The organism is Streptomyces sp. STR69 (assembly GCF_024519455.1).
Taxonomy (GTDB): domain Bacteria; phylum Actinomycetota; class Actinomycetes; order Streptomycetales; family Streptomycetaceae; genus Streptomyces.
The window spans coordinates 1-26838 of the sequence record NZ_JALJRY010000038.1 but is presented as its reverse complement, the minus strand read 5'-3'; the positions used below and the strand labels follow the sequence as shown (position 1 = coordinate 26838).

General features: G+C 68.8%; 23 protein-coding genes. All 23 read right to left on the bottom strand.

Features of this window, described 5'->3' with window-relative positions; all coding sequences use genetic code 11:
* Positions 1-91: 91 nt before the first annotated feature.
* Entirely contained in the window at positions 92-1528 is a 1437-nt protein-coding gene (atpD, locus tag OC490_RS43295) for a F0F1 ATP synthase subunit beta (RefSeq protein ID WP_262063552.1), read from the bottom strand.
* Positions 1528-2445 carry a F0F1 ATP synthase subunit gamma gene (locus OC490_RS43290; protein ID WP_262063551.1) on the bottom strand — a complete coding sequence of 306 codons (918 nt, stop codon included), beginning with the start codon at positions 2443-2445 and terminating at the stop codon, positions 1528-1530. Before OC490_RS43290 ends, atpD begins: the two co-directional genes overlap by 1 nt.
* 21 nt (positions 2446-2466) lie before the next feature.
* Positions 2467-4056 (bottom strand): F0F1 ATP synthase subunit alpha, encoded by a 1590-nt coding sequence (atpA, locus tag OC490_RS43285; RefSeq protein ID WP_262063550.1) that lies wholly within the window; start codon positions 4054-4056, stop codon positions 2467-2469.
* 130 nt (positions 4057-4186) lie between these two features.
* Positions 4187-5002: a F0F1 ATP synthase subunit delta gene (locus OC490_RS43280; RefSeq protein ID WP_262063611.1), complete on the bottom strand. Its 816-nt coding sequence runs from the start codon at positions 5000-5002 to the stop codon at positions 4187-4189.
* A gap of 2 nt (positions 5003-5004) precedes the next feature.
* Positions 5005-5547, bottom strand: a complete 543-nt coding sequence (locus tag OC490_RS43275) for a F0F1 ATP synthase subunit B (RefSeq protein WP_200679770.1) — start codon at positions 5545-5547, stop codon at positions 5005-5007.
* A gap of 43 nt (positions 5548-5590) precedes the next feature.
* Positions 5591-5827 (bottom strand): F0F1 ATP synthase subunit C, encoded by a 237-nt coding sequence (locus OC490_RS43270; protein WP_093629141.1) that lies wholly within the window; start codon positions 5825-5827, stop codon positions 5591-5593.
* Between the two features lie 75 nt (positions 5828-5902).
* Positions 5903-6739: a F0F1 ATP synthase subunit A gene (gene atpB / locus OC490_RS43265; protein ID WP_200711013.1), complete on the bottom strand. Its 837-nt coding sequence runs from the start codon at positions 6737-6739 to the stop codon at positions 5903-5905.
* A gap of 210 nt (positions 6740-6949) precedes the next feature.
* Positions 6950-7363 (bottom strand): hypothetical protein, encoded by a 414-nt coding sequence (locus OC490_RS43260; RefSeq protein ID WP_262063549.1) that lies wholly within the window; start codon positions 7361-7363, stop codon positions 6950-6952.
* Positions 7364-7657: 294 nt separating this feature from the next.
* Positions 7658-8977 carry an MraY family glycosyltransferase gene (locus OC490_RS43255; protein WP_262063548.1) on the bottom strand — a complete coding sequence of 440 codons (1320 nt, stop codon included), beginning with the start codon at positions 8975-8977 and terminating at the stop codon, positions 7658-7660.
* 129 nt (positions 8978-9106) lie between these two features.
* Positions 9107-10345: a serine hydroxymethyltransferase gene (gene glyA / locus OC490_RS43250; RefSeq protein ID WP_262063547.1), complete on the bottom strand. Its 1239-nt coding sequence runs from the start codon at positions 10343-10345 to the stop codon at positions 9107-9109.
* Between the two features lie 286 nt (positions 10346-10631).
* The gene (locus tag OC490_RS43245) at positions 10632-11300 is read right to left on the bottom strand and encodes a protein-tyrosine-phosphatase (protein WP_262063546.1); all 669 of its coding nucleotides are present in this window, start codon (positions 11298-11300) and stop codon (positions 10632-10634) included.
* The gene (locus OC490_RS43240; protein ID WP_262063545.1) at positions 11297-11944 is read right to left on the bottom strand and encodes an L-threonylcarbamoyladenylate synthase; all 648 of its coding nucleotides are present in this window, start codon (positions 11942-11944) and stop codon (positions 11297-11299) included. The genes OC490_RS43245 and OC490_RS43240 overlap by 4 nt, the downstream gene beginning before the upstream one ends.
* Positions 11945-11999: 55 nt before the next feature.
* The gene (gene prmC, locus OC490_RS43235; protein WP_019073183.1) at positions 12000-12845 is read right to left on the bottom strand and encodes a peptide chain release factor N(5)-glutamine methyltransferase; all 846 of its coding nucleotides are present in this window, start codon (positions 12843-12845) and stop codon (positions 12000-12002) included.
* Between the two features lie 55 nt (positions 12846-12900).
* Positions 12901-13977 (bottom strand): peptide chain release factor 1, encoded by a 1077-nt coding sequence (gene prfA, locus OC490_RS43230; RefSeq protein WP_019073184.1) that lies wholly within the window; start codon positions 13975-13977, stop codon positions 12901-12903.
* Between the two features lie 107 nt (positions 13978-14084).
* Complete coding sequence (rpmE, locus tag OC490_RS43225; RefSeq protein WP_019060712.1) at positions 14085-14309, bottom strand: 50S ribosomal protein L31; 225 nt, start codon at positions 14307-14309, stop codon at positions 14085-14087.
* Positions 14310-14519: 210 nt separating this feature from the next.
* Positions 14520-15659 carry an LCP family protein gene (locus OC490_RS43220; RefSeq protein ID WP_262063544.1) on the bottom strand — a complete coding sequence of 380 codons (1140 nt, stop codon included), beginning with the start codon at positions 15657-15659 and terminating at the stop codon, positions 14520-14522.
* Positions 15660-15855: 196 nt separating this feature from the next.
* Positions 15856-17697, bottom strand: a complete 1842-nt coding sequence (locus OC490_RS43215) for a trypsin-like serine protease (RefSeq protein ID WP_262063543.1) — start codon at positions 17695-17697, stop codon at positions 15856-15858.
* A 150-nt stretch (positions 17698-17847) separates the two neighbouring features.
* Entirely contained in the window at positions 17848-19905 is a 2058-nt protein-coding gene (gene rho / locus OC490_RS43210) for a transcription termination factor Rho (protein WP_262063542.1), read from the bottom strand.
* A 402-nt stretch (positions 19906-20307) separates the two neighbouring features.
* Positions 20308-21237: a homoserine kinase gene (gene thrB / locus OC490_RS43205; RefSeq protein WP_262063541.1), complete on the bottom strand. Its 930-nt coding sequence runs from the start codon at positions 21235-21237 to the stop codon at positions 20308-20310.
* Between the two features lie 280 nt (positions 21238-21517).
* Positions 21518-22576, bottom strand: a complete 1059-nt coding sequence (thrC, locus tag OC490_RS43200; protein WP_200679749.1) for a threonine synthase — start codon at positions 22574-22576, stop codon at positions 21518-21520.
* Positions 22577-22582: 6 nt separating this feature from the next.
* The gene (locus OC490_RS43195) at positions 22583-23875 is read right to left on the bottom strand and encodes a homoserine dehydrogenase (protein WP_262063540.1); all 1293 of its coding nucleotides are present in this window, start codon (positions 23873-23875) and stop codon (positions 22583-22585) included.
* A gap of 152 nt (positions 23876-24027) precedes the next feature.
* Positions 24028-25425 (bottom strand): diaminopimelate decarboxylase, encoded by a 1398-nt coding sequence (lysA, locus tag OC490_RS43190; protein ID WP_262063539.1) that lies wholly within the window; start codon positions 25423-25425, stop codon positions 24028-24030.
* 93 nt (positions 25426-25518) lie between these two features.
* Positions 25519-26694, bottom strand: coding sequence for an ArgS-related anticodon-binding protein NrtL (gene nrtL / locus OC490_RS43185; RefSeq protein WP_262063538.1), 1176 nt, complete (start codon positions 26692-26694; stop codon positions 25519-25521).
* Between the last annotated feature and the right edge of the window lie 144 nt (positions 26695-26838).

Sequence of the window (26838 nt, the reverse complement as noted above, 5' to 3'; positions counted from 1 at the left end):
ACCCGGCGGTCGTGCCGGGTGTGGGTTCAATTCTAGTAGGCATGAAAGAGGGGGTGGGACACGGCCCCACCCCCTCAGGTGAAGCACGGGGTCAGGAGACGCCCAGCTCCTTCGCGTTCGCCTTCAGGTCCTCGATACCACCGCAGAGGAAGAACGCCTGCTCCGGGAAGTGGTCGTACTCGCCGTCGATGATCGAGTTGAAGGCCACGATCGACTCGTCCAGCGGGACGTCCGACCCGTCGACGCCGGTGAACTGCTTGGCGACGTGGGTGTTCTGGGACAGGAAGCGCTCCACGCGACGGGCACGGTGGACGGTGAGCTTGTCCTCCTCGCCCAGCTCGTCGATACCGAGGATCGCGATGATGTCCTGAAGGTCCTTGTACTTCTGCAGGACCGTCTTGACGCGCATCGCGGTGTTGTAGTGGTCCGCCGCGATGTACCGCGGGTCCAGGATGCGGGACGTGGAGTCCAGCGGGTCCACGGCCGGGTAGATGCCCTTCTCGGAGATCGGACGGGACAGAACCGTCGTCGCGTCGAGGTGGGCGAAGGTGGTGGCCGGGGCCGGGTCGGTCAGGTCGTCCGCGGGGACGTAGATCGCCTGCATCGAGGTGATCGAGTGACCGCGGGTCGAGGTGATGCGCTCCTGGAGGAGACCCATCTCGTCGGCCAGGTTCGGCTGGTAGCCCACCGCGGAGGGCATGCGGCCGAGCAGGGTCGAGACCTCGGAACCGGCCTGCGTGAACCGGAAGATGTTGTCGATGAAGAACAGCACGTCCTGGTTCTGCACATCGCGGAAGTACTCCGCCATGGTCAGACCGGCCAGGGCCACGCGCAGACGGGTGCCCGGGGGCTCGTCCATCTGGCCGAAGACAAGGGCCGTCTTGTCGATGACGCCCGAGTCGGCCATCTCCTCGATGAGGTCGTTGCCCTCTCGGGTGCGCTCGCCGACACCGGCGAACACGGAGACACCGTCGTGGTTGTTGGCGACGCGGTAGATCATCTCCTGGATGAGCACCGTCTTGCCGACACCGGCACCGCCGAACAGGCCGATCTTGCCGCCCTTGACGTACGGGGTCAGCAGGTCGATGACCTTGACGCCGGTCTCGAACATCTCGGTCTTCGACTCGAGCTCGTCGAAGCGGGGGGCCTTGCGGTGGATGGACCAGCGCTCGCCCGTGTACTCCTCGTCGCTGTTCAGCACCTCACCGAGGGTGTTGAACACCTTGCCCTTGGTGAAGTCACCGACCGGGACGGTGATACCCGTGCCGGTGTCGGTGACCGCGGCCTGGCGGACCAGACCGTCGGTGGGCTGCATCGAGATGGTGCGGACCAGGCCGTCACCCAGGTGCTGGGCGACCTCCAGGGTCAGCGTCTTCTGCGCGCCGTCCAGGGCCGGGTCGGCCACCTCGACGTGCAGAGCGTTGTAGATCTCCGGCATCGCGTCGACGGGGAACTCCACGTCGACGACCGGGCCGATGACCCGGGCGACGCGGCCCGTGGCAACGGCCGTCTCAACTGTCGTCGTCATTACTTGTCACTCCCCGCGGTCGCGTCGGCCAGGGCTGCGGAGCCACCGACGATCTCGCTGATTTCCTGGGTGATTTCGGCCTGGCGGGCCGCGTTGGCAAGACGGGAGAGCGTGGTGATCAGGTCTCCCGCGTTGTCGGTCGCCGACTTCATCGCGCGGCGGGTGGCGGCGTGCTTGGAGGCAGCCGACTGGAGCAGCGCGTTGTAGATACGGCTCTCGACGTACCGCGGCAGCAGGGCGTCCAGGACGTCCTCCGCCGACGGCTCGAAGTCGTACAGCGGAAGGATCTCGCCCTGGGGCGTCGCCTCTTCCGCGACCTCTTCGAGGCTGAGGGGCAGCAGCCGGCTGTCGATCGGCGTCTGCGTCATCATCGAGACGAACTCGGTGTAGACAATGTGGAGTTCGTCCACGCCGCCCTCGGCCGTGTCCTTCTCGATGGCCTCGATGAGCGGACCCGCGACCTTCTTCGCGTCCGCGTACTCGGGCTGGTCGGTGAAGCCGGTCCACTGCTCCGCGATCTTGCGCTCACGGAAGTTGTAGTGGGCGACACCGCGGCGGCCGACGATGTACGTGTCGACCTCCTTGCCCTCGGCCTCGAGACGCGCGGTCAGCTGCTCCGCGGCCTTGATGGCGTTGGAGTTGAAGGCGCCGGCCAGACCGCGGTCGCTCGTGAGGAGCAGCACAGCGGAACGGGTCGGCGTCTCGGCCTCGGTGGTCAGCGGGTGCCGGGTGTTGGAACCCGTGCCGACCGCCGTGACCGCACGCGTCAGTTCCTTCGCGTACGGCGTCGAGGCCTGCACCTTGCGGTGCGCCTTGACGACGCGCGAGGCGGCGATCATCTCCATCGCCTTGGTGATCTTCTTGGTCGCGGTGACGGATCGGATGCGACGCTTGTAGACCCGGAGCTGGGCTCCCATGAGTCAGGTCCCTTCCTTACGTCACTTGGCCGCGGCCGGGGCGTCCTCGCCGAGGAGCTTGCCGTCCGAGGTCTCGAACTGCTTCTTGAACTCGGTGATCGCGTCCGCGGCGGCGGTAAGGGTGTCGTCCGACATCTTGCCGCCCTCCTTGATGGAGGTCATGAGGCCCTGCTCCTTGCGGTGCAGGTACTCCAGGAGCTCCTTCTCGAAGCGGCGGATGTCCGCGACCGGTACGTCGTCCATCTTGCCGGTGGTCGCGGACCACACGGAGACGACCTGGTCCTCGGTGGGCATCGGCTGGTACTGCGGCTGCTTGAGCAGCTCGACCAGACGCTGACCGCGCTCCAGCTGGGCCTTCGACGCGGCGTCCAGGTCGGAACCGAAGGCGGCGAACGCCTCCAGCTCGCGGTACTGGGCGAGGTCGAGGCGCAGCCGCCCGGAGACCTGCTTCATCGCCTTGTGCTGCGCGGAACCACCGACTCGGGAGACGGAGATACCGACGTTCAGCGCGGGGCGCTGACCGGCGTTGAAGAGGTCCGACTCCAGGAAGCACTGGCCGTCGGTGATGGAGATGACGTTGGTCGGGATGAACGCCGAGACGTCGTTGGCCTTGGTCTCGACGATCGGCAGACCGGTCATCGAGCCCTTGCCCATCTCGTCGGAGAGCTTCGCGCAGCGCTCCAGCAGACGGGAGTGCAGGTAGAAGACGTCACCCGGGTAGGCCTCGCGGCCCGGCGGACGGCGCAGCAGCAGGGACACGGCGCGGTAGGCGTCGGCCTGCTTCGAGAGGTCGTCGAAGATGATGAGGACGTGCTTGCCGTCGTACATCCAGTGCTGGCCGATGGCCGAACCGGTGTACGGCGCAAGGTACTTGAAGCCGGCCGGGTCGGACGCCGGGGCGGCGACGATGGTCGTGTACTCCAGCGCGCCGGCCTCTTCGAGCGCACCACGCACGGAGGCGATGGTGGAGCCCTTCTGACCGATGGCGACGTAGATGCAGCGGACCTGCTTGTTCACGTCGCCCGAGCGCCAGTTGTCGCGCTGGTTGATGATCGTGTCGACGGCCAGGGCGGTCTTGCCCGTCTGGCGGTCGCCGATGATCAGCTGACGCTGGCCACGGCCGATCGGGGTCATCGCGTCGACGGCCTTGTAGCCGGTCTCCATCGGCTCGTGCACCGACTTGCGGACCATGACGCCCGGGGCCTGCAGCTCCAGCGCGCGGCGGCCGGTGGTCTCGATCTCGCCGAGGCCGTCGATCGGGTTGCCGAGCGGGTCGACGACACGGCCGAGGTAGCCCTCGCCGACGGCGACGGACAGGACCTCGCCGGTACGGGTGACCGGCTGGCCCTCCTCGACACCGCTGAACTCACCGAGGATGACGGTACCGATCTCACGCTCTTCGAGGTTGAGCGCGAGACCGAGGGTGCCGTCCTCGAACTTCAGCAGTTCGTTGGCCATGGCCGAGGGCAGGCCCTCGACCTTCGCGATGCCGTCGCCGGCAAGGGTGACCGTGCCGACCTCCTCGCGCGAGGCCGCGTCCGGCTTGTACGACTGGACGAAGTTCTCCAGCGCGTCCCGGATCTCCTCCGGCCGGATCGTGAGCTCCGCCATCTGGGTTCCCTGCTCTCCTTGTTGGGCCCGAAGTTTCACTTGGGGGGATGGGGGGACTCCCCCCTGAACGAGGTGAATCCTCTGCACGGCCCAACTCGGGCCGCCTTACTACGTCTTTGTTGTGGTGCTGCTAGCTCGCCATGCGGCGGGTGGCGTCATCGAGGCGGTCCGCGATGGAGCCGTTGATGATCTCGTCGCCGACCTGCACCCGGATTCCGCCGAGGACCTCGGGGTCCACGTCGATGTTCAGGTGCATGTGACGGCCGTAGAGCTTCGCGAGGGCGGCGCCGAGGCGCTGCTTCTGCGGGTCGCTCAGCGGGACCGCCGTGGTGACGACCGCGACCAGGCGACTGCGGCGCTCGGCGGCGAGCTTGGACAGGGATTCGAGTCCCGATTCCAGGCTACGTCCCCGGGGCGCGGTCACAAGGCGCGTCACCAGTCGTTCGGTGGCCGACTTGGCCCGGCCGCCGAGCAGGCTGCTCAGCAGCTCGCTCTTGGCCGTGGTGCCCGCCGCGCGGTTGGTCAGCGCGGCACGCAGCCCGGTGTTCGAGGCGACGATCCGGCCGAACCGGAACAGTTCGTCCTCGACGTCGTCGAGCTGGCCCGACTGCTGTGCGGCGGTGAGGTCGGCGGTGGCCGCCAGCTCCTCCAGCGCGTCCACCAGGTCGCGGGACTGCGACCAGCGGGAGCGCACCATGCCGGACAGCAGGTCGAGGGCGGGGCCGCCGACCTGACCGCCGAGCAGGCGCTCGGCCAGCTGGGCCTTGCCCTCGCCGTCCTGCGCCGGGTCGGTGAGGACCCGACGCAACGACACCTCACGGCCGAGCAGCGCGGTGACGGCGGCCAGCTCGTCGGCGAGCTGCGTCGCGTTCACGGACGTGGAGTCCGTCAGCGCGTCGAGACGCTCACGTGCGGCTGCCAGGGCCTCGCGGCTCGCTCCGTGCATAGTCATCGAGCCGCCTCGGCCTTCTCCTCGAGCTCGTCGAGGAAACGGTCGATGACGCGGCTCTGCCGGGCGTGGTCCTCAAGGGACTCGCCGACGAGCTTGCCGGCCAGGTCGGTGGCGAGCTTGCCCACGTCCTGGCGCAGCGCCTGCGAAGCGGCCTTGCGGTCGGCGTCGATCTGCGTGTGACCGGCGGCGACGATCTCCTCGCGCTGCCGCTGGCCTTCCGCGCGCATCTCAGCGATGAGCGTGGCGCCCTGCTCCTGCGCCTCCTGGCGCAGCCGCGCGGCCTCGTGCCGGGCCTCGGCGAGCTGAGCCTTGTACTGCTCAAGCACGCTCTGGGCCTCGGTCTGGGCGGCCTCGGCCTTCTCGATACCGCCCTCGATGGCCTCGCGCCGCTCGTCCAGAACCTTGTTGATGTTCGGGAGGAGCTTCTTGGCGAGGAAGCCGAAGACGATGACGAAGGCGATCAGGCCGATGACAAGCTCGGGGATCGGCGGGACGAGAGGGTTCTCCTTCTCGGCCGCCAGAATGAGCAGCTGGCTCATGTCAGTGCCTTTCGTCTAGTGGGCTGTCGCTGATCGCGGTCGATCAGGTGCCGTAGACGAACGGCATGACCAGACCGATGAGGGCGAGGGCCTCACAGAAGGCGAAGCCGAGGATCTGGTTGGCACGGATCAGGCCGGCAGCTTCGGGCTGACGGGCCAGAGCCTGGGTGCCGTTACCGAAGATGATGCCGACGCCGACGCCGGGACCGATGGCGGCGAGGCCGTAGCCGATCGAACCGAGCGAACCGCCGACGGCGGCGAGGGTCTCAATGGCAGCCATGCTGATTCTTCCTTATCTGTACGGACCGGCGGGGGTTGGCCACCGGACGCTAAGGGGGGTTCCGGAGGGGGTTGCTCAGTGGTGCTCGGCGAGCGCGCCCTGGATGAAGGTGCAGGTCAGCAGCACGAAGACGTACGCCTGCAGGGCCTGGATGAAGAGCTCGAAGGCCGTCATCACGATGACCATGACGAACGAGACACCCGCGTAGGCGATGCCGATGCCGTTGAGCAGGTACCAGCTGGCGATCGTGAAGAGCAGCAGCAGGGTGTGGCCCGCGAACATGTTCGCGAACAGTCGCACCGCGTGCGTGAACGGCCGGACGATCAGGTTCGAGAGCAGCTCGATGCCCATCGCCAGCGGGAGAACCGCGCCGAGCGACTTGTCGTAACCGCTGAAGTTCTTGAACGCGCCGACGAATCCGTGCCGCTTGAAGGTCAGCGAGACCCAGGTGATGTAGACGATCGCCGCGAGGACGATCGGGTACGCGATGATCGAGGTCACCGGGAACTGGGCGACCGGAACGATCGACCAGAGGTTCATCATCCAGATGAAGAAGAAGAGCGAGACGACCAGCGGTACGTACTTCTCGCCTTCCTTCTTTCCGATGGTCTCGTAGACGACACCGCGGCGGATGAAGTCGTAACCGGTCTCGGCGACCATCTGCAGCTTGCCGGGGACGACCTTCGGCTTGCGGAAGGCGGCCCAGAAGAAACCGACGACGATGACCGAGCCGATCAGCGCCAGCAGCATCGGCTTGTTGAAGTACACGTTGCTGTCGCCGTCCCCCAGAAGGGGCTTGAACAGGAACGAGTGCAGGCCGGGAGCCGGGAAGCCACAGCCGTCGAAGATGTGGCAGTCGGTCTCGAAGGCGAGCACCTGCGTCGGGTCAGCACTCACCGCGGGCTCCTTCAGCGTGGCGCATAGGTACGGCAACCTCGTTGTGTCGGCGCGGCGCGCAGCCGCGGTTCGGCACTGGACTGGTGTTACGGATGTGGGGGCGGCAGTGGGGCATCGAGCCTCGCGATTGAGCAGGCGTCAGCTCAGATGCCCGCGCCCGCGATGCCGCAGTTGGCACCGGACGATAGCAGGGTCGCTTACGTGCTCTTATCCCGGCCCTACCTCTCACGACGAGTGCTCCGACTTCTCGGGCTCGACGTAGAGGATTTTGGCCTTCATGTGGGCACGGGTCTGCGCGACGATCCAGATGATGGTTCCGGCGAGCAGCGTGAACGCGAAGGCCTTGGGACTGAACAGCGTCGTGTGCTTGAACGCGGCCAGGAAGATGAACAGCAGAAGAATCTGCGCCGCGAAGAGCATGAGTCCCATTGACTGGAACAAGTGCGGAAGCGATTTGGCAGTGCGCTGCAGAACGTAGAGCCCGATTCCCATGAAGAGGATCACGATCAGCGTCGCAACGGCTGCCCCAATAGCTCCTTTGCCGCCGGCGACCACACCACTGACGACGGCGGCAATCGCGCCGACGGCAGCTGTGGGCACAGCGGCCTGAAGGAGAATCCGGGCGTCATTGGACGGCATGGCGGCAACTCCGCTTGCTAAGGGGGGCGTGTCGTCATGGACGAGCGTAGTCCCGGGATGAGAGAGAACCTCACGCCAATGGACCCTCGCACTACGGTCCTTCGGCTCTGTCCCGGGTTCTCGTGAACCGTATCACAAACTATTTGATGCGGTCTTTACCTAGAAGGTGTGCTTGCTGTCACACATGAGAGTGACGCTGCGCGTCTGTGCAAAATAGCGGCCGACTTGTCTGGTATAGGGGGGCTTTGTCTGCCCACGAGATGGCAACGCTTTAGTCAGATTCTTACCTTGGCGTCAGCGCGAGGACTCCGCTTTACGTCCCTCCAGGAGCCGCGAACGGGGGCCGACAGCGGTCGCCCCGTTGACTCCTGACACTCCGGCGACAACCGGCGGACGCGGATCGCGGTCCTCCTCCGCCAGCACCACGACGGGCTCAACTGCCGCCCTGCGACGGCGATAACGCGGCGGCACCAGGTGCTCGGCCCAACGCGGAGCGCGCGGGGTGAAGCGCGGCAGCAGAAGCAGCAGCAGACCGACCGCGCTCAGGAAGACGATGCCGAGGACGATCCACATCGAGGCCGAGTTGACCGAGTAGGACAGCGCGCCGAACGCGATCAGCGCCGACCAGAAGTACATGATCAGCACCGCCCGGCTGTGCGAGTGGCCGATCTCCAGGAGCCGGTGGTGCAGATGGCCGCGGTCCGCGGCGAACGGCGACTGGCCCCGCCAGGTGCGGCGCACGATCGCCAGCACCAGGTCGGCGGCCGGCACCGCGATGATCGTCAGCGGCAGCAGCAGCGGGATGTAGACGGGCACCGTCGAGTGCACGGCCGCCTTCTCGGACTTCAGGAACAGCTGCAGCGCGTCCGGGTCGACCTGTCCCGTGATGGAGATCGCGCCCGCGGACAGCACCAGGCCGATCAGCATCGAGCCGGAGTCGCCCATGAAGATCCGCGCCGGGTGCATGTTGTGCGGCAGGAAGCCGATGCACATGCCCATCAGGATCGCCGAGAAGAGCGTGGCCGGGGCGGCGGCCTCGATGCCGTACGAGTACCAGATGCGGTAGGCGTACAGGAAGAACGCGGCGGCGGCGATGCACACCATGCCGGCCGCGAGGCCGTCGAGGCCGTCGACGAAGTTGACCGCGTTGATGGTGATGACGACCAGGGCGACCGTGAGCAGGGTGCCCTGCCACTGGGTCAGCGCCACGTTGCCGACGCCCGGGATGGGCAGCCACAGGATCGTCAGACCCTGCATGACCATCACGCCGGCGGCGATCATCTGGCCGCCCAGCTTGATCAGCGCGTCGATCTCGAACTTGTCGTCCAGGACACCGATCAGCCAGATCAGGGCCGCGCCGGAGAGCAGGGCGCGCGGCTCGTTCGAGTTCTTGAAGACCTCGCTGAGGTTGGTCAGGTGGTCCGCGACCAGCAGACCGGCGCACAGACCGAAGAACATGGCGATACCGCCGAGCCGCGGAGTGGGTTCCCGGTGCACGTCACGGGCCCTGATCTCCGGCATCGCCCCGGCCACGATCGCGAACTTCCGCACCGGCCCGGTCAGCAGATACGTCACCGCGGCCGTCACGCAGAGCGTCAGCAGGTATTCACGCACAGGCTTCCCCACAGGTCTCGCTGGCCATCACAGCCCCACACCCTAGCGAGGGACGCATATGGTTGGGGACTTCCGGGTAGCGAAGATGGTTGCACGTGTGGCTGTGTACTCGGGTCCGGGTACCCCCGTTCAGCCCGGATACGGCAGGAATCCACCCACAAGATCCCGCACTTCGTCACGGGCCCTCCGGCTCTCCACCTTCTCCCTCAGCACCCCCGCGAGCAGCGCGCCGATCCGCGCCATCTCCACCTCCCCCATGCCCTGGGTGGTCACCGCGGCCGTACCGAGCCGCAGGCCACGGGCCTCACCATGCGGCAGCGCACAGCAGTCCAGGACCACTCCGGCGGCGGCCAGCCGGCCGCGCGCGGTGCGTCCGTCGACGCCCAGCGGCATCGGGTCGACGGTGATCAGATGGGTGTCGGTGCCGCCCGTGGTGACGACCAGCCCCTCCGCCTCCAGTCCGGCCGCGAGCACCCGGGCGTTGGCGACCACCTGATGGGCGTACGCCGTGAAGGCCGGCGTCGCCGCCTCGCCGAACGCGACGGCCTTCGCCGCGATGGTGTTCATCTGCGCACCGCCCTGGGTGAACGGGAAAACGGCCCGGTCCACCCGTTCGGCCAGCTCCCTCCCGCACAGCAGCATCCCGCCGCGCGGCCCGCGCAGCACCTTGTGCGTGGTGGCACAGACGACATCGGCGTACGGCACCGGGTTCGGCGCCGCTCCCCCGGCGACGAGGCCGATGGGGTGGGCGGCGTCGGCGACGAGGTAGGCGCCCACCTCGTCGGCGACCTCGCGGAACAGGGCGTAGTCGATGTGCCGGGGGTAGGCGATGGAGCCGCACACGATCGCCTTGGGCCGGTGCGTACGGGCGAGGGCGCGCACCTGGTCGTAGTCGATGAGCCCGGTCTCGGCATCGACCCCGTAGCCCACGAAGTCGAACCACCGCCCGGAGAAGTTCGCGGGCGAACCGTGGGTGAGATGACCGCCGTACGGGAGCCCCAGCGCGAGGACGGTGTCACCGGGGCGCAGCAGCGCGGCGTACGCGGCCAGCACGGCCGAAGACCCGGAGTGGGACTGCACGTTGGCGTGCTCGGCACCGAACAGCGCCTTCGCCCGGTCCACGGCGACGCGCTCGGCGACATCGACGATCTCGCAGCCGCCGTGGTGGCGGGCGCCGGGGTAGCCCTCGGCGTACTTGTTGGCGAGCGGGGAGCCGAGGGCGGCCAGCACGGCGGGCGAGGTGAAGTTCTCGGCGGCGATCAGCTGGAGCGTCGTCGACTGCCGGGTCAGCTCCCCGAGCAGGATCTCGGCCAGCTCGGGGTCCTGACGACGCAGGACATCGGCCTCAAGGACAGGGGTGACCGACATGGTGGACTCCGAGCCGTCGACGGTGACGTACGTCCAATGTAGGCCCGGGGCGGGTGGGACGCGCGGCCGTCGCCGACCCTTCTCCCACCGGATCAAGTCCGCGCGGACAGACTCGTGAGCGCCACGACCACCGGATCAAGTCCGCGCGGAAACCCCCGTCAACGCCGTGACCACCGGATCGATCGCCTGGTTCAGCCACATCAGCCGCTCCGCGGCGGGCGTCTCCGACTCGGCCCACCGGATCAACCGCACCGCAGCGGCCCTCGCCGACCCCGCTCCCACCGGATCAAGTCCGCGCAGACACACCCGTCAACGCCGTGACCACCGGATCGATCGCCTGGTTTATCTCGTCTCCGATGGAGCGGAAGAACGGGAGGGGGGCGCCGTAGGGGTCGAAGACCTCGTCGGCCTCCGCCGTGGGGGCCAGGAGCCAGCCTCGGAGGGCCGCCGCCGCGCGGACCAGGGCGCGGGCGCGGGCCACCATGCCGTCCCCCAGGGGCGGCAGGGTCGCCGGGTCGATCGCCTTCACCAGGCGGGTGAACTCCTTCAGGGTGAAGGTGCGCAGGCCCGCCGAGTGGCCCATGGAGATGACCTGCTGACGGTGGTCCCGGGTGGCGGTCAGCACCAGGTCGGCGCGGATCACGTGGTCGTCGAGCAGCTCGCGGCCGGTGAACCCGGAGGGGTCCGCGCCGAAGTCGGTGAGGACCGTCGCCGCGTTGGTCTCCATGGGTGCGCCCTCATGGCCCCAGGTGCCGGCGCTCTCCACGATGAGCCCGCCCCACAGCGGGTCGCCGAGCCGGTCCGCCAGGGCATGACGGGTCAGCCGCTCGGTGATCGGCGAGCGGCACACGTTGCCGGTGCTGACGTGGAGGATGCGGAAGCTGTCCATGGGGAGCCCGAAGGTCCCCGTCACTTCCCCGTTGCCTATGCCACGCCCCGCGTCAGGGGCTGTCAATTCGCCACCTCAAGGTCGGGGACGACCTTCCGCAGCTCCTCGGCCGAGATCGCGCCGGCCCGCAGCAGCAGCGGCACCTCGCGCGTGACGTCGACGATCGACGACGGCACGTTGCCGGGCGTCGGACCGCCGTCGAGGTACACGGAGACCGAGTCGCCGAGCATCTGCTGGGCCGCGTCACAGTCCTCCGGCGCGGGGTGGCCCGTGAGGTTGGCGGAGGAGACGGCCATCGGGCCGACCTCCGTCAGCAGCTCGATGGCGACGGGGTGCAGCGGCATACGGATGGCGACCGTGCCCCGGGTGTCCCCCAGGTCCCACTGGAGGGACGGCTGGTGCTTGGCGACCAGCGTGAGGGCGCCCGGCCAGAACGCGTCGACGAGTTCCCAGGCCAGCTCGGAGAAGTCCGTGACAAGGCCGTGCAGGGTGTTCGGGGAGCCGATGAGGACGGGCGTGGGCATGTTGCGGCCCCGGCCCTTGGCGTCCAGGAGATCGGCGACCGCCTCGGAGGTGAACGCGTCGGCCCCGATGCCGTAGACCGTGTCGGTCGGCAGGACCACGAGTTCGCCCCGGCGGACGGCGGACGCGGCCTCGCGCAGACCCGTCGTGCGGTCGGTCGCGTCATTGGTGTCGTATCGCCGTGCCATGTCTAGCGGGCCTCCTCGTACACGTACTGCTGCGGGTCGAAAGTCGGGGCGCCGGTCACGGCGTCGCCCTGCGGGCGGTCGCGAAGCGCGGGCGGTTGTTGAGATCGGGGTGGTCGGCCGCGTCGGCCCAGCCACGCTCCTCGGTGAAGATCCACGGCACCTGGCCGCCCTGGGTGTCGGCGTGCTCGATGACGACGACACCGCCCGGACGGAGAAGTCGGTGTGCGGTGCGTTCGATGCCGCGGATCAGGTCGAGGCCGTCCTCGCCCGAGAACAGGGCGAGTTCGGGGTCGTAGTCCCGGGCCTCGGGAGCGACGTACTCCCACTCGGTGAGGGGGATGTACGGCGGGTTGGAGATGACCAGGTCGACATGGCCGTCGAGGTCGGGGAAGGCGTCCAGGGCGTTGCCCTGCCGCAGGTCGACCCTCGACCCCTCCATGTTCTTGCGGGTCCACTGCAGGGCGTCCTCGGACAGCTCCACGGCGTGCACCCGGGAGCGCGGGACCTCCTGCGCGAGGGCGAGCGCGATGGCGCCGGATCCGGTGCAGAGGTCCACGATCAGCGGCTCCACGACGTCCATCGCGCGGACCGCGTCTATGGCCCAGCCGACGACCGACTCGGTCTCGGGGCGCGGCACGAACACCCCCGGACCGACCTGGAGTTCCAGATAGCGGAAGAAGGCGCGGCCGGTGATGTGCTGGAGCGGCTCACGCTGCTCACGGCGGGCGATGGTCTCCCAGTAGCGGGCGTCGAAGTCCACGTCCTTCACGGAGTGCAGCTCGCCCCGCTTCACACCGTGCACGAACGCGGCGAGCTCCTCCGCGTCGTTGCGCGGCGAGGGCACGCCGGCGTCGGCCAGCCGCTGGGTGGCCTGGGCCACCTCTGCTAGCAGCAGGTTCACGCAAGTCCTCCGTGTCGTACTCGTCCGTGCCGAACGTGCCGTGCGTGCCGTGGTGTTACGCCGCCGCGAGCTTGGCGGCCGAGTCCGCGTCGACGCAAGCCTGGATCATCGCGTCGAGGTCGCCGTCCAGGACCTGGTCAAGGTTGTACGCCTTGAATCCGACGCGGTGGTCGGAGATGCGGTTCTCCGGGAAGTTGTACGTACGGATCTTCTCGGAGCGGTCGACCGTGCGGACCTGGCTGCGGCGGGCGTCGGCGGCGTTCTTCTCCGCCTCCTCCTGCGCCGCGGCGAGCAGCCTGGAGCGCAGGATACGCATCGCCTGCTCCTTGTTCTGCAGCTGGCTCTTCTCGTTCTGGCAGGAGGCGACGACTCCGGTGGGAATGTGCGTGATGCGCACCGCGGAGTCGGTCGTGTTGACGGACTGGCCGCCGGGACCGGAGGAGCGGTACACGTCGATGCGGAGGTCGTTCGGGTTGATCTCGACGTCGACCTCCTCCGCCTCGGGGGTGACGAGGACACCGGCCGCGGAGGTGTGGATACGGCCCGCGGACTCGGTCGCGGGCACCCGCTGCACGCGGTGCACCCCGCCCTCGTACTTCAGACGGGCCCACACGCCCTGGCCGGGCTCGGTCGCGCCGTTGCCGCCCTTGGTCTTCACGGCGACCTGGACGTCCTTGTAGCCGCCCAGCTCGGACTCGGTGGCGTCGATGATCTCGGTCTTCCAGCCGACGCGCTCCGCGTACCGCAGGTACATGCGCAGCAGGTCACCGGCGAACAGGGCGGACTCGTCGCCGCCCGCGCCCGCCTTGACCTCAAGGATCACGTCCTTGTCGTCGTTGGGGTCACGCGGCACCAGCAGCAGCCGCAGCTTCTCCGTGATCTCGTCCCGGTGCTTCTCCAGCTCCTTGACCTCGGCCGCGAACTCCGGGTCGTCGGCGCCGAGTTCACGCGCGGTCTCGATGTCGTCGCCGGTCTGCTTCCAGGAGCGGTACGTGGCGACGATCGGGGTGAGCTCGGCGTAGCGCTTGTTCAGCTTGCGCGCGTTGGCCTGGTCGGCGTGGACCGACGGGTCGGCGAGCTTCTTCTCAAGGTCGGCGTGCTCGCCGATGAGGTCCTCGACAGCCTCGAACATCTTGGGCTCCTGAAATGCGGTGAAGAAAGGGAAGGCGGGCGACCAAAAACGCCGGTCCCGGCACGCCAGTGGAGGGGCGTGGCCGTGGACCGGCGAAATTGAGCTCGCTACTTCGTGGAGCCGGCAGCAGCCTTGCCGAAGCGGGCCTCGAAGCGGGCCACGCGGCCACCGGTGTCGAGGATCTTCTGCTTGCCCGTGTAGAACGGGTGGCACTCGGAGCAGACCTCGGCGCGGATGTTGCCGCTCGTGATCGTGCTGCGGGTGGTGAACGACGCGCCACAGGTGCAGCTGACCTGGGTCTCGACGTACTCGGGGTGGATCTCGCGCTTCAAGGTGTCTCCTAGGTTCGGGAGGGCGCCGGGTCGCTCCGCGGGTTCGCGGGGCGTGAACCGGGGCCGACTGTCCAGTCTGCCAGGACTGGGGCCATCCCCCAAAACGGGGGGTGTGCGTTGTGTATTCCCTGCGGGCCGGTGGGGGCTTGTCGCGCCCCGCGGCGGAGCCGCAAATCGACACGGCCCCGCGCCCCTTAGGGGGGTTGCGCCCTAGGAACTTGTTACGACGCCCTTGGCTTCGCCTGTTGCCGTGCCCTTGGAGGCCGCCGCGGGAATCGCCTGGTCGTTCTTCAGTGCCGTCCAGACCAGCTGTGCCTTCGACTTCTCCACGATCACCCGGTTCGGGTTGGCCGGGTCGTACTCGACCGGCATTGTGACCATGTTCATGTTGGCGGAGCTGATGCCCTTGAGGCCGTTGGCGAAGGACGTGAGGGAGTTCACCGAGCCGAGGTCGGAGTCGGTGGTGACGGCCTGCGTGGCGGTGTTGGCGAGGTCGAAGAGCTTGGTCGGGCTGGTCAGGAGGCCGACGTGCTTGACCTGGTTGACCAGGGCCTTGATGAACGCCTGCTGGAGCTGGATGCGGCCCAGGTCGGAGCCGTCGCCGACGCCGTGCCGGGTGCGGACCAGGCCCAGGGCCTGCGAGCCGTTGAGCGTGTGCTTGCCGGCCTTGAGGTCCAGGTGGCTCTTCGTGTCCTTGATGTCCTTGGTGGTGGTGATCTGGACCCCGCCGAGCTCGTTGATGAGCTTCTCGAAGCCCGCGAAGTCGACTTCGAGGTAGTGGTCCATGCGCAGACCGGAGATGGACTCGACGGTCTTCACCGTGCAGGCGGCGCCGCCGGTCGAGTACGCCTCGTTGAACATCACGCCGGAGGCCGCGTCGTGCGTGACGCCCTTGGTGTCGGTGCACTCGGGGCGGTCGACGAGGGTGTCGCGCGGGATGGACACCACGCTGGCCTTCTTGTGGCCCTTGTAGACGTGGATGATCATCGCGGTGTCGGAGCGGGCGCTGCCGTCGTCGGTGCCGCCGCCCAGCTTCTTGTTGGTGCCGGAGCGGGAGTCGGAGCCCAGGACGAGGATGTTCTCGGAGCCGTTGTCGACCTTGACCGGCCGGTCGGTGCCGAGGGCCTGGTTGATGTCGACGCTCTTGATGTTGCCGTTGAGCTTGAAGTACACGTACCCGGCGCCGGTGCCACCCAGCACCAGGACACCTCCCGCGACCCAGGCCGTGATCATCAGGGCCCTGTGGCGCGGACCGCGGTTCTTCTGCTTGCGGCCTCCGGCGCGGTGGCGCGGGCCGCTGCTGCCGTCCTTGCCCGGTATGGCGGGCTCCGGCGTGCTCTCGGCGGACATGGGCTCCTCGGTCTCTCGTCCGGTCGGTTACCCCCTGCTTTCAGGGTCAGGCGCGGTCAGTACCGCTCCATTTTCGTCCGCCTGGTCAGACGGCGAAACTCGACAAAGGGTTGCACAACGCAGAGTGCCCATCGCGTACGGCGATGGGCACTCTGTGTAGTCGTGTCAGCGGGTCAAACCGCGCTCACCTGCTATTTCACCCGAAGATGTCGTACTGCTGGAAACCGGTGCCCAGTGACTTCGCTGTGCCGAAGATCTCGCTGGTGGCCTTTCCGGTGCCCGGGTACAGGTACAGCGAGCCGCTCGCGTTGCGGATCAGGAGGTCCGCCTTGCCGTCGCCGTTGAAGTCGCCGACGGAGTCGAAGGCGTTGTAGCTGGGCCAGCTGCGCACCTTGACGCGGGCCGCGAAGGCACCCGAGCCGGACTTGCCTGCGCCCTTGTACAGGTAGACGGCGCCGGTGCTCTTGTTGCGGGCGATCAGGTCGGCCTTGCCGTCACCGTTGAAGTCGCCCTTGCCGACGAGCGCGTTGTACTGGCTCCAGCCCCCGCCGACCCGCGACGGCGAGCTGAAGGTGCCGTTGCCCTTGCCGGGGTAGATCCACAGGACACCGGAGCTGTCGACCGAGATCAGGTCGGGCAGGTAGTCGCCGGTGACATCGCCGGGGGCGACGATCCGGGTGCGGGTCTTCCAGTTGGCGAAGATCTTCGTGCTGACCCAACTGCCGTCGTCACGCGCGCTGTTGAGCTGGAAGTGGTCCCAGTAGACCGCGCCGGCGGTGGTCCGGTAGACCCAGTCCTGGAAGCCGTCCCGGTTCAGGTCGGCGGACCGGACCAGGTTGACGCCGCCCCAGTCGCCCAGGGACTGGCGGGTGGCCAGCGAGGTGCCCTTGGAGTCCAGCTCGTAGCCCACCTTGGTGGAGGACTTGCGGGCGAAGATGTCGGCCTTGTTGTCGGTGTAGCTGAGGTTGCCGTCGTCGACCTGCGCGTAGGCCGCGCCGACGTACGCGCTGACCTTCGCGAAGACGCCGTAGGTACCCTCGACGACGCAGTCGTTGACCGTGCTGGCGTCGCCGTCGTCGGCGCTCCAGGAGACGACACCGACGATCCGGCCGGCGACGACCAGCGGGCCGCCGGAGTCGCCGTTGCAGATGGCCGTCGTGGTGGCGTCACTGCCGGTGGCGGGCTCGCCCGCGCAGACGTTGTGGCCCTTGATGTACAGGCTGCCGTAGGCGGCGGCGCAGGTGGCGTCCGACTGGATCGGCAGCGAGGCCGTCTTCAGCGTCTCGGAGATGTCCTCCGAGGAGGAGCTGGTGCGGCCCCAGCCGTAGACCTTGGCGGTCTTGGCGGCCGTGCCCGTGTACGACGTGGTGTCGGTGTTCGTCGTCATACGGATCGGGGTCGCCTTGACGGGGGCCGCCAGGGTGAGGACCGCTACGTCGTTGTCGACGGTCGTCGCGTTGTACGACGGGTGGTTCCACTGGCGCAGGACCGCGGTGGCCTGGCCGCCGTGCAGGTCGAGGTTGTTGTCGGCGTCGGTGGTCGGCAGCACGGTGGCGCTGGTGACGACCGTGCCGTACTTGGCCCAGTTGTAGCCCTTGACGCAGTGCGAGGCGGTCAGGATCTTCGACGGCGAGATGACCGAGCCACCGCAGAAGAAGCCGAGGTCGTCGCTCTCGTCGGCGGTGCCCTTGTCGTCGTAGTACCAGAGCTGCGCCATGTACGGCGCGGCGCTGATGGTGGTCGTCGTACCGCCGATGATCTTCGGGCTGACGGTCGTGGCGGTGGTGCTCGCGCTCCGGGACGACTTCTTGGTCGTCTGGCCGGCGATGTCGTCACCGGCCTCGGCGCCCGCGATGCGCTTCTTCAGCGTGGCGAGCGACGGCTGGCTGACTACGGGCTTCGCGGTCGGTGTCGGAAGCGCGGTGGCAGCGCCGGCGGACGTCGTCAGCACTGCGACGGTCACGGCGGCGGCGATACCGGCCGCGGCGACGGGCAGGGCGAAACGTATCCGGCGTCTGTGCCGACCCGTCCCAGGCATGGGCGTACCCACTCAAGTCCCCCCTCGGGATCAGAAGTTCGGACGAATGTCGAATGCAAGTCCGAAGGGCGTGATCCTACAGCGGGGCACTGACAACGCAGAGGGCCGCCCCCTCAACAGGGAGCGGCCCTCCGGTAATGCCGACTTGCGTCAGTCTCCGTTGCCAGGAGTGGTCTTCTGGATCTGGAGCAGGAACTCGGCGTTCGACTTCGTCTGCTTCATCTTGTCGAGGAGCAGCTCGATCGCCTGCTGCTGGTCGAGCGCGTGCAGCACCCGGCGCAGCTTCCAGGTGACGGCCAGCTCGTCGCTGCCGAGCAGGATCTCTTCCTTACGGGTACCGGACGCGTCGACGTCCACCGCGGGGAAGATGCGCTTGTCGGCGAGCTTCCGGTCGAGCTTGAGCTCGGCGTTGCCCGTGCCCTTGAACTCCTCGAAGATGACCTCGTCCATACGCGAGCCGGTGTCGACGAGCGCGGTGGCGAGGATGGTCAGCGAGCCGCCGTCCTCGATGTTGCGCGCGGCGCCGAAGAAGCGCTTGGGCGGGTACAGCGCCGTGGAGTCGACACCACCGGAGAGGATGCGGCCGGAGGCGGGGGCGGCGAGGTTGTAGGCACGGCCCAGACGCGTGATCGAGTCGAGCAGGACGACGACGTCGTGGCCCAGCTCCACCAGTCGCTTGGCGCGCTCGATGGCGAGCTCGGCGACCGTGGTGTGGTCCTCGGCGGGGCGGTCGAAGGTCGAGGAGATGACCTCGCCCTTCACCGACCGCTGCATGTCGGTGACCTCTTCCGGACGCTCGTCGACCAGGACGACCATCAGGTGGCACTCGGGGTTGTTGTGCGTGATCGCGTTGGCGATCGCCTGCATGATCATGGTCTTGCCGGTCTTCGGCGGGGCCACGATCAGACCGCGCTGGCCCTTACCGATCGGCGCGACGAGGTCGATGATGCGGGTGGTGAGGACGCCCGGGTCCGTCTCCAGGCGGAGGCGGTCCTGCGGGTACAGCGGCGTCAGCTTGTTGAACTCCGGCCGCCCGCGGCCGTGTTCGGGCGCCATGCCGTTGACCGAGTCGAGGCGCACGAGCGCGTTGAACTTCTCGCGGCGCTCGCCCTCCTTCGGCTGGCGGACCGCGCCGGTGACGTGGTCGCCCTTGCGCAGACCGTTCTTGCGGACCTGGGCGAGGGAGACGTACACGTCGTTGGGGCCCGGCAGGTAGCCCGACGTACGGATGAAGGCGTAGTTGTCGAGGATGTCGAGGATGCCCGCGACGGGGATCAGGACATCGTCGTCCGCGACCTGCGGCTCGCCTGCGGCGGTGCCGCCGAACTCGTCACGGCCGCGACGGCCACGGCGGTCGCGGTACCGGCCGCGACGGCCACGGCGTCCGCCGTCGAAGTCGTCGTCGTCCTGCGGACCGTTGTCGCGCGGCTGCCGGTCCTGACGGTCCTGGCGGCCACCGCTCTGCTGCTGGCCCTGCTGCTGCCGGTCCTGACGGCCACCGCTCTGCTGCTGGCCGGCGCCCTGCTGCTCGTCGCCCTTGCGGCGGTCGCCGCGGTCACGGTCCTGGCGGCCACCGCGGTCGCGGTCGCGGCGGTCACGGCGGCCCTGTCGGCCGTCGTCACCCGCGTCGCCCCTGGCCTCGCCCTGCGCGGCGGCGGGCGTCTCGGCCTTCGGCTCGCTCTTGACCTCGGCGACGACCGTCTCGGGGCTGCCCGCCTCGGCGGTGGCACGGCGCCGACGACGCTCGACAGGCGCGTCTTCTCCCCCACGCTCGGCTTCGCTCGCGCGGGAGGGGCCCCCAGCCGGCTGGCCGGGGATCTCGATCTGCTGCTGGGCCACGGCCTTCTCGGCGGCGACCTGCTCGGCCTTCTGCTCGGCCGGGGCGACCGTCTCGTCGCCCGTACGGGTCTTGGAGGTGGCGCGGCGCTTGGGCTTGGTCTCGGTGGCGGTCTCGGCCTTGGCCGGAGCACCCCCGCCCGCCTGCGCGTCCTTGATGACCTCGATCAGCTGGCTCTTGCGCATCCGCGCGGTGCCCCTGATGCCGAGGCCGGATGCGACCTGCTGCAGCTCGGCCAGCACCATGCCGTCGAGGCCGGTACCGCGGCGCCGCCGGGAGCCGGCACCGGTGGCAGGCGCGGAGGCGTCCGTGGCGGGCGCGGCAGCGGTCTCCTCGACACGCGCGCCCATCAGATCGGTGGTGTCGCTCACGAAGGGTCCTTCCCTGGAGCGGACGTCGGCCTGTCTGGCTCGGCGACCGGTTGTGCTGTCCGGCTTCGGTTCTTGCTGTGTGAACCGTGCCGGGGCGGTGGTCCGCCTAAGCGGCGGAAGAGATTTCGGGTGACGGCGCTTCCCAAAGCAGTGGCACCGAGTGGCTGTGTCACGTTGCTTGGTCGCACCAATTCCGGAGCTTTCCCGGCTTCCGGAGCGTGCCCGGCGAACCACTCAGTGCCCGGACGGAACACAGTGTGGTGTGGGAGGCTCCCGGAAGAATGTCTGTCCCTGACGGGGACAACAAGCACCTCGCCATGGTGGGGTCGGGTGCAGACTTGAGATTAACACTACCGGATCCAACAAACATTCCCCCTCTCGAAATCCGGCGACCATACGTAGTCAATTGCTGCTCGGGGCCGCGAGCGGGAGTACGCACGCGCCTTGTTCGTCGAGGTCGAGCCGGTTGGCGGCCCAGCCCTCGCCGGCGAGATGGGCGACCTTGTCGGCGTTGTCGGCATCGACCAGTGCCAACACTGTGGGCCCGGCACCGGAGATGACGGCCGGAACTCCGTCCGCCCTCAAGCGGTCCACGAGTGCGGCACTCTCCGGCATGGCCGGCGCGCGGTACTCCTGGTGCAGCCGGTCCTCGGTGGCGGGCAGCAGCAGCTCGGGGCGGCGGGTGAGGGCCTCGACGAGAAGTGCGGCGCGGCCCGCGTTGGCGGCGGCGTCGACGTGCGGGACGTTGCGCGGGAGCAGACCGCGCGCGGTCTCGGTGAGGACGGGCTTCCCGGGCACGAAAACCACCGGAACGATGGAATCGGCGGGATCCATCCTGATCGCCCGCGCGGCGCCCGCGTCCATCCAGGAGAGCGTGAAGCCGCCCAGCAGACAGGCCGCCACGTTGTCGGGGTGGCCCTCGATCTCGGTGGCGAGCTCCAGCAGGGCCGTGTCGTCGAGCCGGGAGTCCCCGCCTATGGTCACGGCGCGCGCGGCGACGATGCCGGCGCAGATGGCGGCAGAGGAGGAGCCCAGGCCGCGGCCGTGCGGAATGCGGTTGGCGCAGACGATCTCCAGGCCGCGCGGCTGCCCGCCGAGCAGGTCGAAGGCGGTGCGCAGGGACCGTACGAGGAGGTGGTTCTCGTCGCGCGGGAGGGTCTCGCTGCCCTCGCCGGCGATGTCGATGAGCAGCCCGGAGTCGGCGACACGGACGACGACGTCGTCGTAGAGCCCCAGCGAGAGGCCGAAGGCGTCGAAGCCCGGGCCGAGGTTGGCGCTGGTGGCGGGGACGCGCACCCGGACGGCGGCGGCGCGGAAGGCTGGACCGGCCATCGCTCGATGACTCTCCTTGAGCTGCGTGATTGTCGAAGACATTCGATGAAGTGCGATGAAGTTCGATGACATCCGATAGGTACGTGGAGACCCTCGGGCCGTGGAGACGGCGCGGTGCCGAGCCATGCGCGCAGGCATATGCGGCGGGCGGGTTCGGTACAGCCTATCGAAGGAAGGTTCTGTGGCGACATAGGGCGCACAGGAGGCGCACGATGCGTGTCGTAAGCCCCCTGTGCACCCCCTGCGGGGATCTTCCCCGGGTGCCGTTCCGCTTGTGGGTCTACGCGAGTCCGAGTCGCTCGGCGGCCGTCGGCGCGTCGACCGGGATCGTGACCGGCTGCGGGGCGCCCGCGACGGCCCAGTCGGGGTCCTTGAGGCCGTTTCCGGTCACCGTGCAGACGATGGTCTGGCCCGGGTCGACCTTGCCCTGCTCGGCCGCCTTGAGGAGACCGGCGACAGAAGCAGCGGACGCGGGCTCGACGAAAACGCCCTCCTGCGCGGCCAACAGCCGGTAGGCGCGCAGGATTTCACGGTCCGTCACCTCGTCGATGAACCCGCCGGACTCGTCCCGCGCGGCGAGCGCGTACTGCCAGGAGGCCGGGTTGCCGATGCGGATCGCGGTGGCGATCGTCGAGGGGTCCTTGACGATCTCGCCGCGCACGATGGGCGCGGACCCGGACGCCTGGAACCCCCACATGCGGGGCGTCTTCGCGGCGATGCCGTCGCCGGCGTACTCCTTGTAGCCCTTCCAGTACGCGGTGATGTTGCCCGCGTTGCCCACCGGCAGGACGTGGATGTCGGGCGCGTCGCCGAGCATGTCGACGATCTCGAAGGCGGCCGTCTTCTGGCCCTCGATGCGCACCGGGTTGACCGAATTCACCAGCGCCACAGGGTAGTTGTCGCTCAGCTCGCGGGCGAGGGTGAGGCAGTCGTCGAAGTTCCCGTCGACCTGGAGGATCTTCGCGCCGTGCACGAGGGCCTGGCCCATCTTGCCGAGCGCGATCTTGCCGCGCGGCACGAGGACGGCACAGACCATCCCGGCGCGTACCGCGTAGGCGGCGGCGGACGCGGAGGTGTTGCCGGTGGAGGCGCAGATGACGGCCTGCGCGCCCTCCTCCTTGGCCCGTGTGATGGCCATGGTCATACCGCGGTCCTTGAAGGACCCGGTGGGGTTGGCGCCCTCCACCTTGAGGTGGACCTCGCAGCCGGTGCGCTCGGAGAGCACCTGCGCGGGCACGAGGGGCGTGCCGCCCTCGCGGAGGGAGACGACCGGCGTGCTGTCGGACACCGGGAGCCGGTCCCGGTACTCCTCGATGATTCCGCGCCACTGGTGGGTCATTGCTGGTTACTCTCCTTCAACCCGCATGATGCTGGCGACACCCCGCACGGTGTCGAGCTTGCGCAACGCCTCGACGGTCCCGCCCAGGGCGGCGTCGGACGCGCGGTGCGTGACGACGACGAGAGAAGCCTCGCCGTCCTTCCCCTGCTGCCGAACCGTATCGATCGAGACACCGTGCTCGGCGAACACGGTGGCGACCTGTGCGAGAACACCTGGTTTGTCGGCGACGTCGAGGCTGATGTGGTACCGCGTGACGACCTCGCCCATGCCCGACACGGGCAGTCCGGCGTACGCCGACTCCCCGGGCCCGGTGGTCGAGTTGAGCCGGTTGCGGCACACGGCGACGAGGTCGCCGAGGACGGCGGAGGCGGTGGGGGCGCCGCCCGCTCCGGGGCCGTAGAACATCAGCTGCCCGGAGGCGTCGGACTCGACGAACACGGCGTTGTAGGCGCCGCGCACGGAGGCGAGCGGGTGGCTGAGCGGGATCATCGCGGGGTGCACGCGCGCGGTGACGGACCCGCCGTCCTCGGCCCGCTCGCAAATAGCCAGCAACTTGATCGTGCAGCCCATGTTCTTGGCGGAGGCGAAGTCCGCGGCGGTGACTTCCGTCATCCCCTCGCGGTAGACGTCGTCGAGACGCACGCGCGTGTGGAAGGCGATTCCGGCGAGGATGGCGGCCTTGGCGGCGGCGTCGAAACCCTCGACGTCGGCGGTCGGGTCGGCTTCCGCGTAGCCGAGGGCGGTGGCCTCGTCGAGGGCCTCCTGGTACCCCGCCCCCGTGCTGTCCATCTTGTCGAGGATGAAGTTGGTCGTCCCGTTGACGATGCCGAGCACCCGGTTGACCTTGTCCCCGGCGAGGGACTCGCGCAGCGGCCGGATCAGCGGAATGGCACCGGCGACGGCGGCCTCGTAGTACAGATCCTTGCCCTGCCGCTCGGCGGCGGCGTGCAGGGCGGCACCGTCCTGGGCGAGCAGCGCCTTGTTCGCGGAGACGACGGAGGCGCCGTGCGCGAAGGCGGTGGTGATGAGGGAACGGGCGGGCTCGATCCCCCCGATGACCTCCACCACCACATCGATGTCGCCGCGTTCGACGAGGGCGGTGGCGTCGGTGGTGACGAGGGCGGGGTCGATGCCTTCACGGACCTTGGAGGGCCGCCGTACCGCGACCCCCGCGAGCTCGATAGGTGCGCCGATGCGGGCGGCGAGGTCGTCGGCGTGCGTCGTCATGATGCGCGCCACCTCTGAGCCGACCACTCCACAGCCCAGCAGCGCCACCTTCAGCGGACGCGTACGCATCATCCGACCTCGTTTCCTCATACCGTCATCGGTTGGACCAGTCTCACTCACCGGACGGGACTTTCTATCCATAGTCCGGATCGTGAGACATCGATTTCATTTTCACGGGGGTGGAAGACGGGAGATCTTCCACCCCGGTCTCAGCTCGCTCCGGCTCAACCGACGTCGAGCCGGAGCAGGTCCTCCTCGGTCTCCCGGCGGACGATGACCCGCGACTCGCCGTCCTTCACGGCGACGACCGGCGGCCGGAGCACATGGTTGTAATTGCTGGCCATGGAACGGCAGTACGCGCCCGTCGCCGGTACGGCGATCAGGTCACCGGGTGCCAGGTCCCCCGGCAGGAACGCGTCCTTGACCACGATGTCCCCGCTCTCGCAGTGCTTGCCGACAACGCGGGCGAGCATCGGCTCGGCATCGGAGCGGCGGGACACGAGAGCGACGCTGTACTCGGCGTCGTAGAGCGCCGTCCGGATGTTGTCGGACATGCCGCCGTCGACGGACACATACGTCCGCAGCCCGTCGAGGGGCTTGATGGTGCCGACCTCGTACAGCGTGAACGCGGTCGGCCCGACGATGGCGCGCCCGGGCTCGACGGAGATACGAGGAGTCCGCAGCCTGGCCGAATCGCACTCACGGGTGACGATCTCGGTGAGCGCCTTGGCGATGTCGTGCGGCTCACGGGGATCGTCGTCACTGGTGTAGGCGATACCGAGACCGCCCCCGAGGTCGATCTCGGGCAGCTCGACGCCATGCTCGTCGCGAATGTCCTTCAGCAACCCGACAACGCGATGGGCGGCGACCTCGAACCCGGACATGTCGAAGATCTGCGACCCGATGTGGGAGTGAATCCCGATCAGTTCGAGCCCGTCGAGCTGAAGAGCACGCCGTACGGCTTCGGCGGCCTGCCCCCCGGCGAGCGGAATCCCGAACTTCTGGTCTTCGTGGGCGGTGGCGATGAACTCGTGCGTATGCGCCTCCACCCCCACCGTGATGCGGATCTGCACGGGCTGCCGCTTGCCGAGGGACTGCGCGACGTGGGCGACGCGGACGATCTCCTGGAAGGAGTCGAGAACGATCCGCCCGACACCGGCCTCGATGGCCCTCGTGATCTCGCTCACGGACTTGTTGTTGCCGTGGAAGGCGATGCGGTCGGCGGGCATGCCGGCGGAGAGAGCGGTGGCGAGCTCGCCCCCGGAACACACATCGAGATTGAGCCCCTCCTCGTGCAACCACCGCACGACGGCACGGGACAGGAACGCCTTGCCGGCGTAGAAGACATCGGCGTCCGGCCCGAACGCGGTACGCCAGGCACGGGCCCGCTCCCGGAAGTCCGCCTCGTCGAGGACGTAGGCGGGGGTCCCGTGCCGCTCGGCGAGGGTCTTCACATCGATACCGCCGACGGTGACGACACCGTTCGCGTCGGCGTCACGGGTGACGGTCTGTGCCCACACCTTGGGGTCGAGTGCGTTGAGGTCGGCGGCGGGCCCCGAGTAGTGCCCTTCGGGCAGCACATCGGCGTGACGGGGACCGGCGGGGTGTGCGGAACGGCTCATGTCGTGTTCTCTTCTGTCTCTTCCTGGCGCGGGGACCGAGCGGTGACTTCTTGCTTTGTTCTGTCTGGCCTGATCTTGGCCCGGTCCTGGCGCTCAGAGGTGTTCGGGTGCGTCGATGCCGAGCAGGGAGAGGCCACCGGCGAGCACCGCCCCGACGGCTTCGGCAAGCGCAAGCCGGGCACGGTGGGCGGCCAAGGGTTTCTCGTCCCCGAGCGGAAGCACTGCGGGAAGGAGAGGAAACGCCGCATCGGCTACGGCGACCAGGTGACGGGCGAGCAGGTCGGGGGCGCGGTGGGCTGCCGCCCGCGACAGGACGCGGGGGTGGTCGGCGAGGAGGGTGGTGACCTCTTGAACGAGAGGCCGCCCGAGGGGGGCGGCGGACTCTTCTACGGCGCCTTGTGCGTCGCCTTGTACGTCGTGCGTGTCTCGTACGTCGCCGGGTTGGGCGGTGAATCCGAGGTCGGCGGCGTTGCGGCTGACGGCCCGGGTACGGGCGTAGGCGTAACAGACGCGGAAGAGGGGATTCGTCTCCCGCTGCACGAGGTGGTCGGCGGTGAGACGGGGCCGGTCGTGGGCGGCGGGATGGAGCAGGGCCCAGCGGGCGGCGTCGCGACCGAGCGTGAGGAGGGCTGCGATGTCGGGGGTGGGGACCGGGACGGGACGTACGGCGACGTCGGGTGGAGCCGACGGTTCCTGTGGGGAGCTGTACGCGTCGACACCGGCGAGACCGGCGACACCGAGAACGGTCGCCCAGGCGGGCTCGGGTGGCCCGGTCTCACAGCTGATGCGGACGTGGGCACCCTGTGAGCGCAGGAGGCGGGCGACGACGTCCATGACGACGCGGGCGCGGGGTTCGTGGGGGGCGTGGAGGCGTACGAGGTGAGTGGTTGGGGCGTTCGGGGTGTCATCGCGGCCGGTGGGGCCGTCGACGAACCCGTACCGCGGTCCGCGTCGCAGGATCTCCGCGACGAGCGAGGTGGACGCCGTACTGCCCAGACTGATGTTGAGAAAACCGGGCCCGGTGATCTCGACACCGCTGACGCCCTGCGCGCCGGCCAGATGCGGCAGCAGCAGCTCGGCGACGTGACGGGGGGTCTCTCCGGCGGGCCGGGCGAGCTGAAGGGCGATGTTGGTGGCGTAGTCACCCCACCCGCCGGCCCCCGGCACAGTCACCGAGACCTTCTCCGGCACGACCACGCTCAGCTCCCCGTCCTCGACAGCACGGCGCACCGCGCGCAGCACGGTACGGGAGAGCTCGACGGGGGTCACGGGACAAGCGTAGGGGAGGAGGGGGGTGGGTAGGCCAGCCGGTTTGGCCGAGGGTCCGGGATGTGGACGCCGGGGTGGAGGTGGGGGTGCGCGGGGATTGGAGTGGGGTGGGGGTGTGGGGTGTGGGGTGCGGGGTGTGGGGTG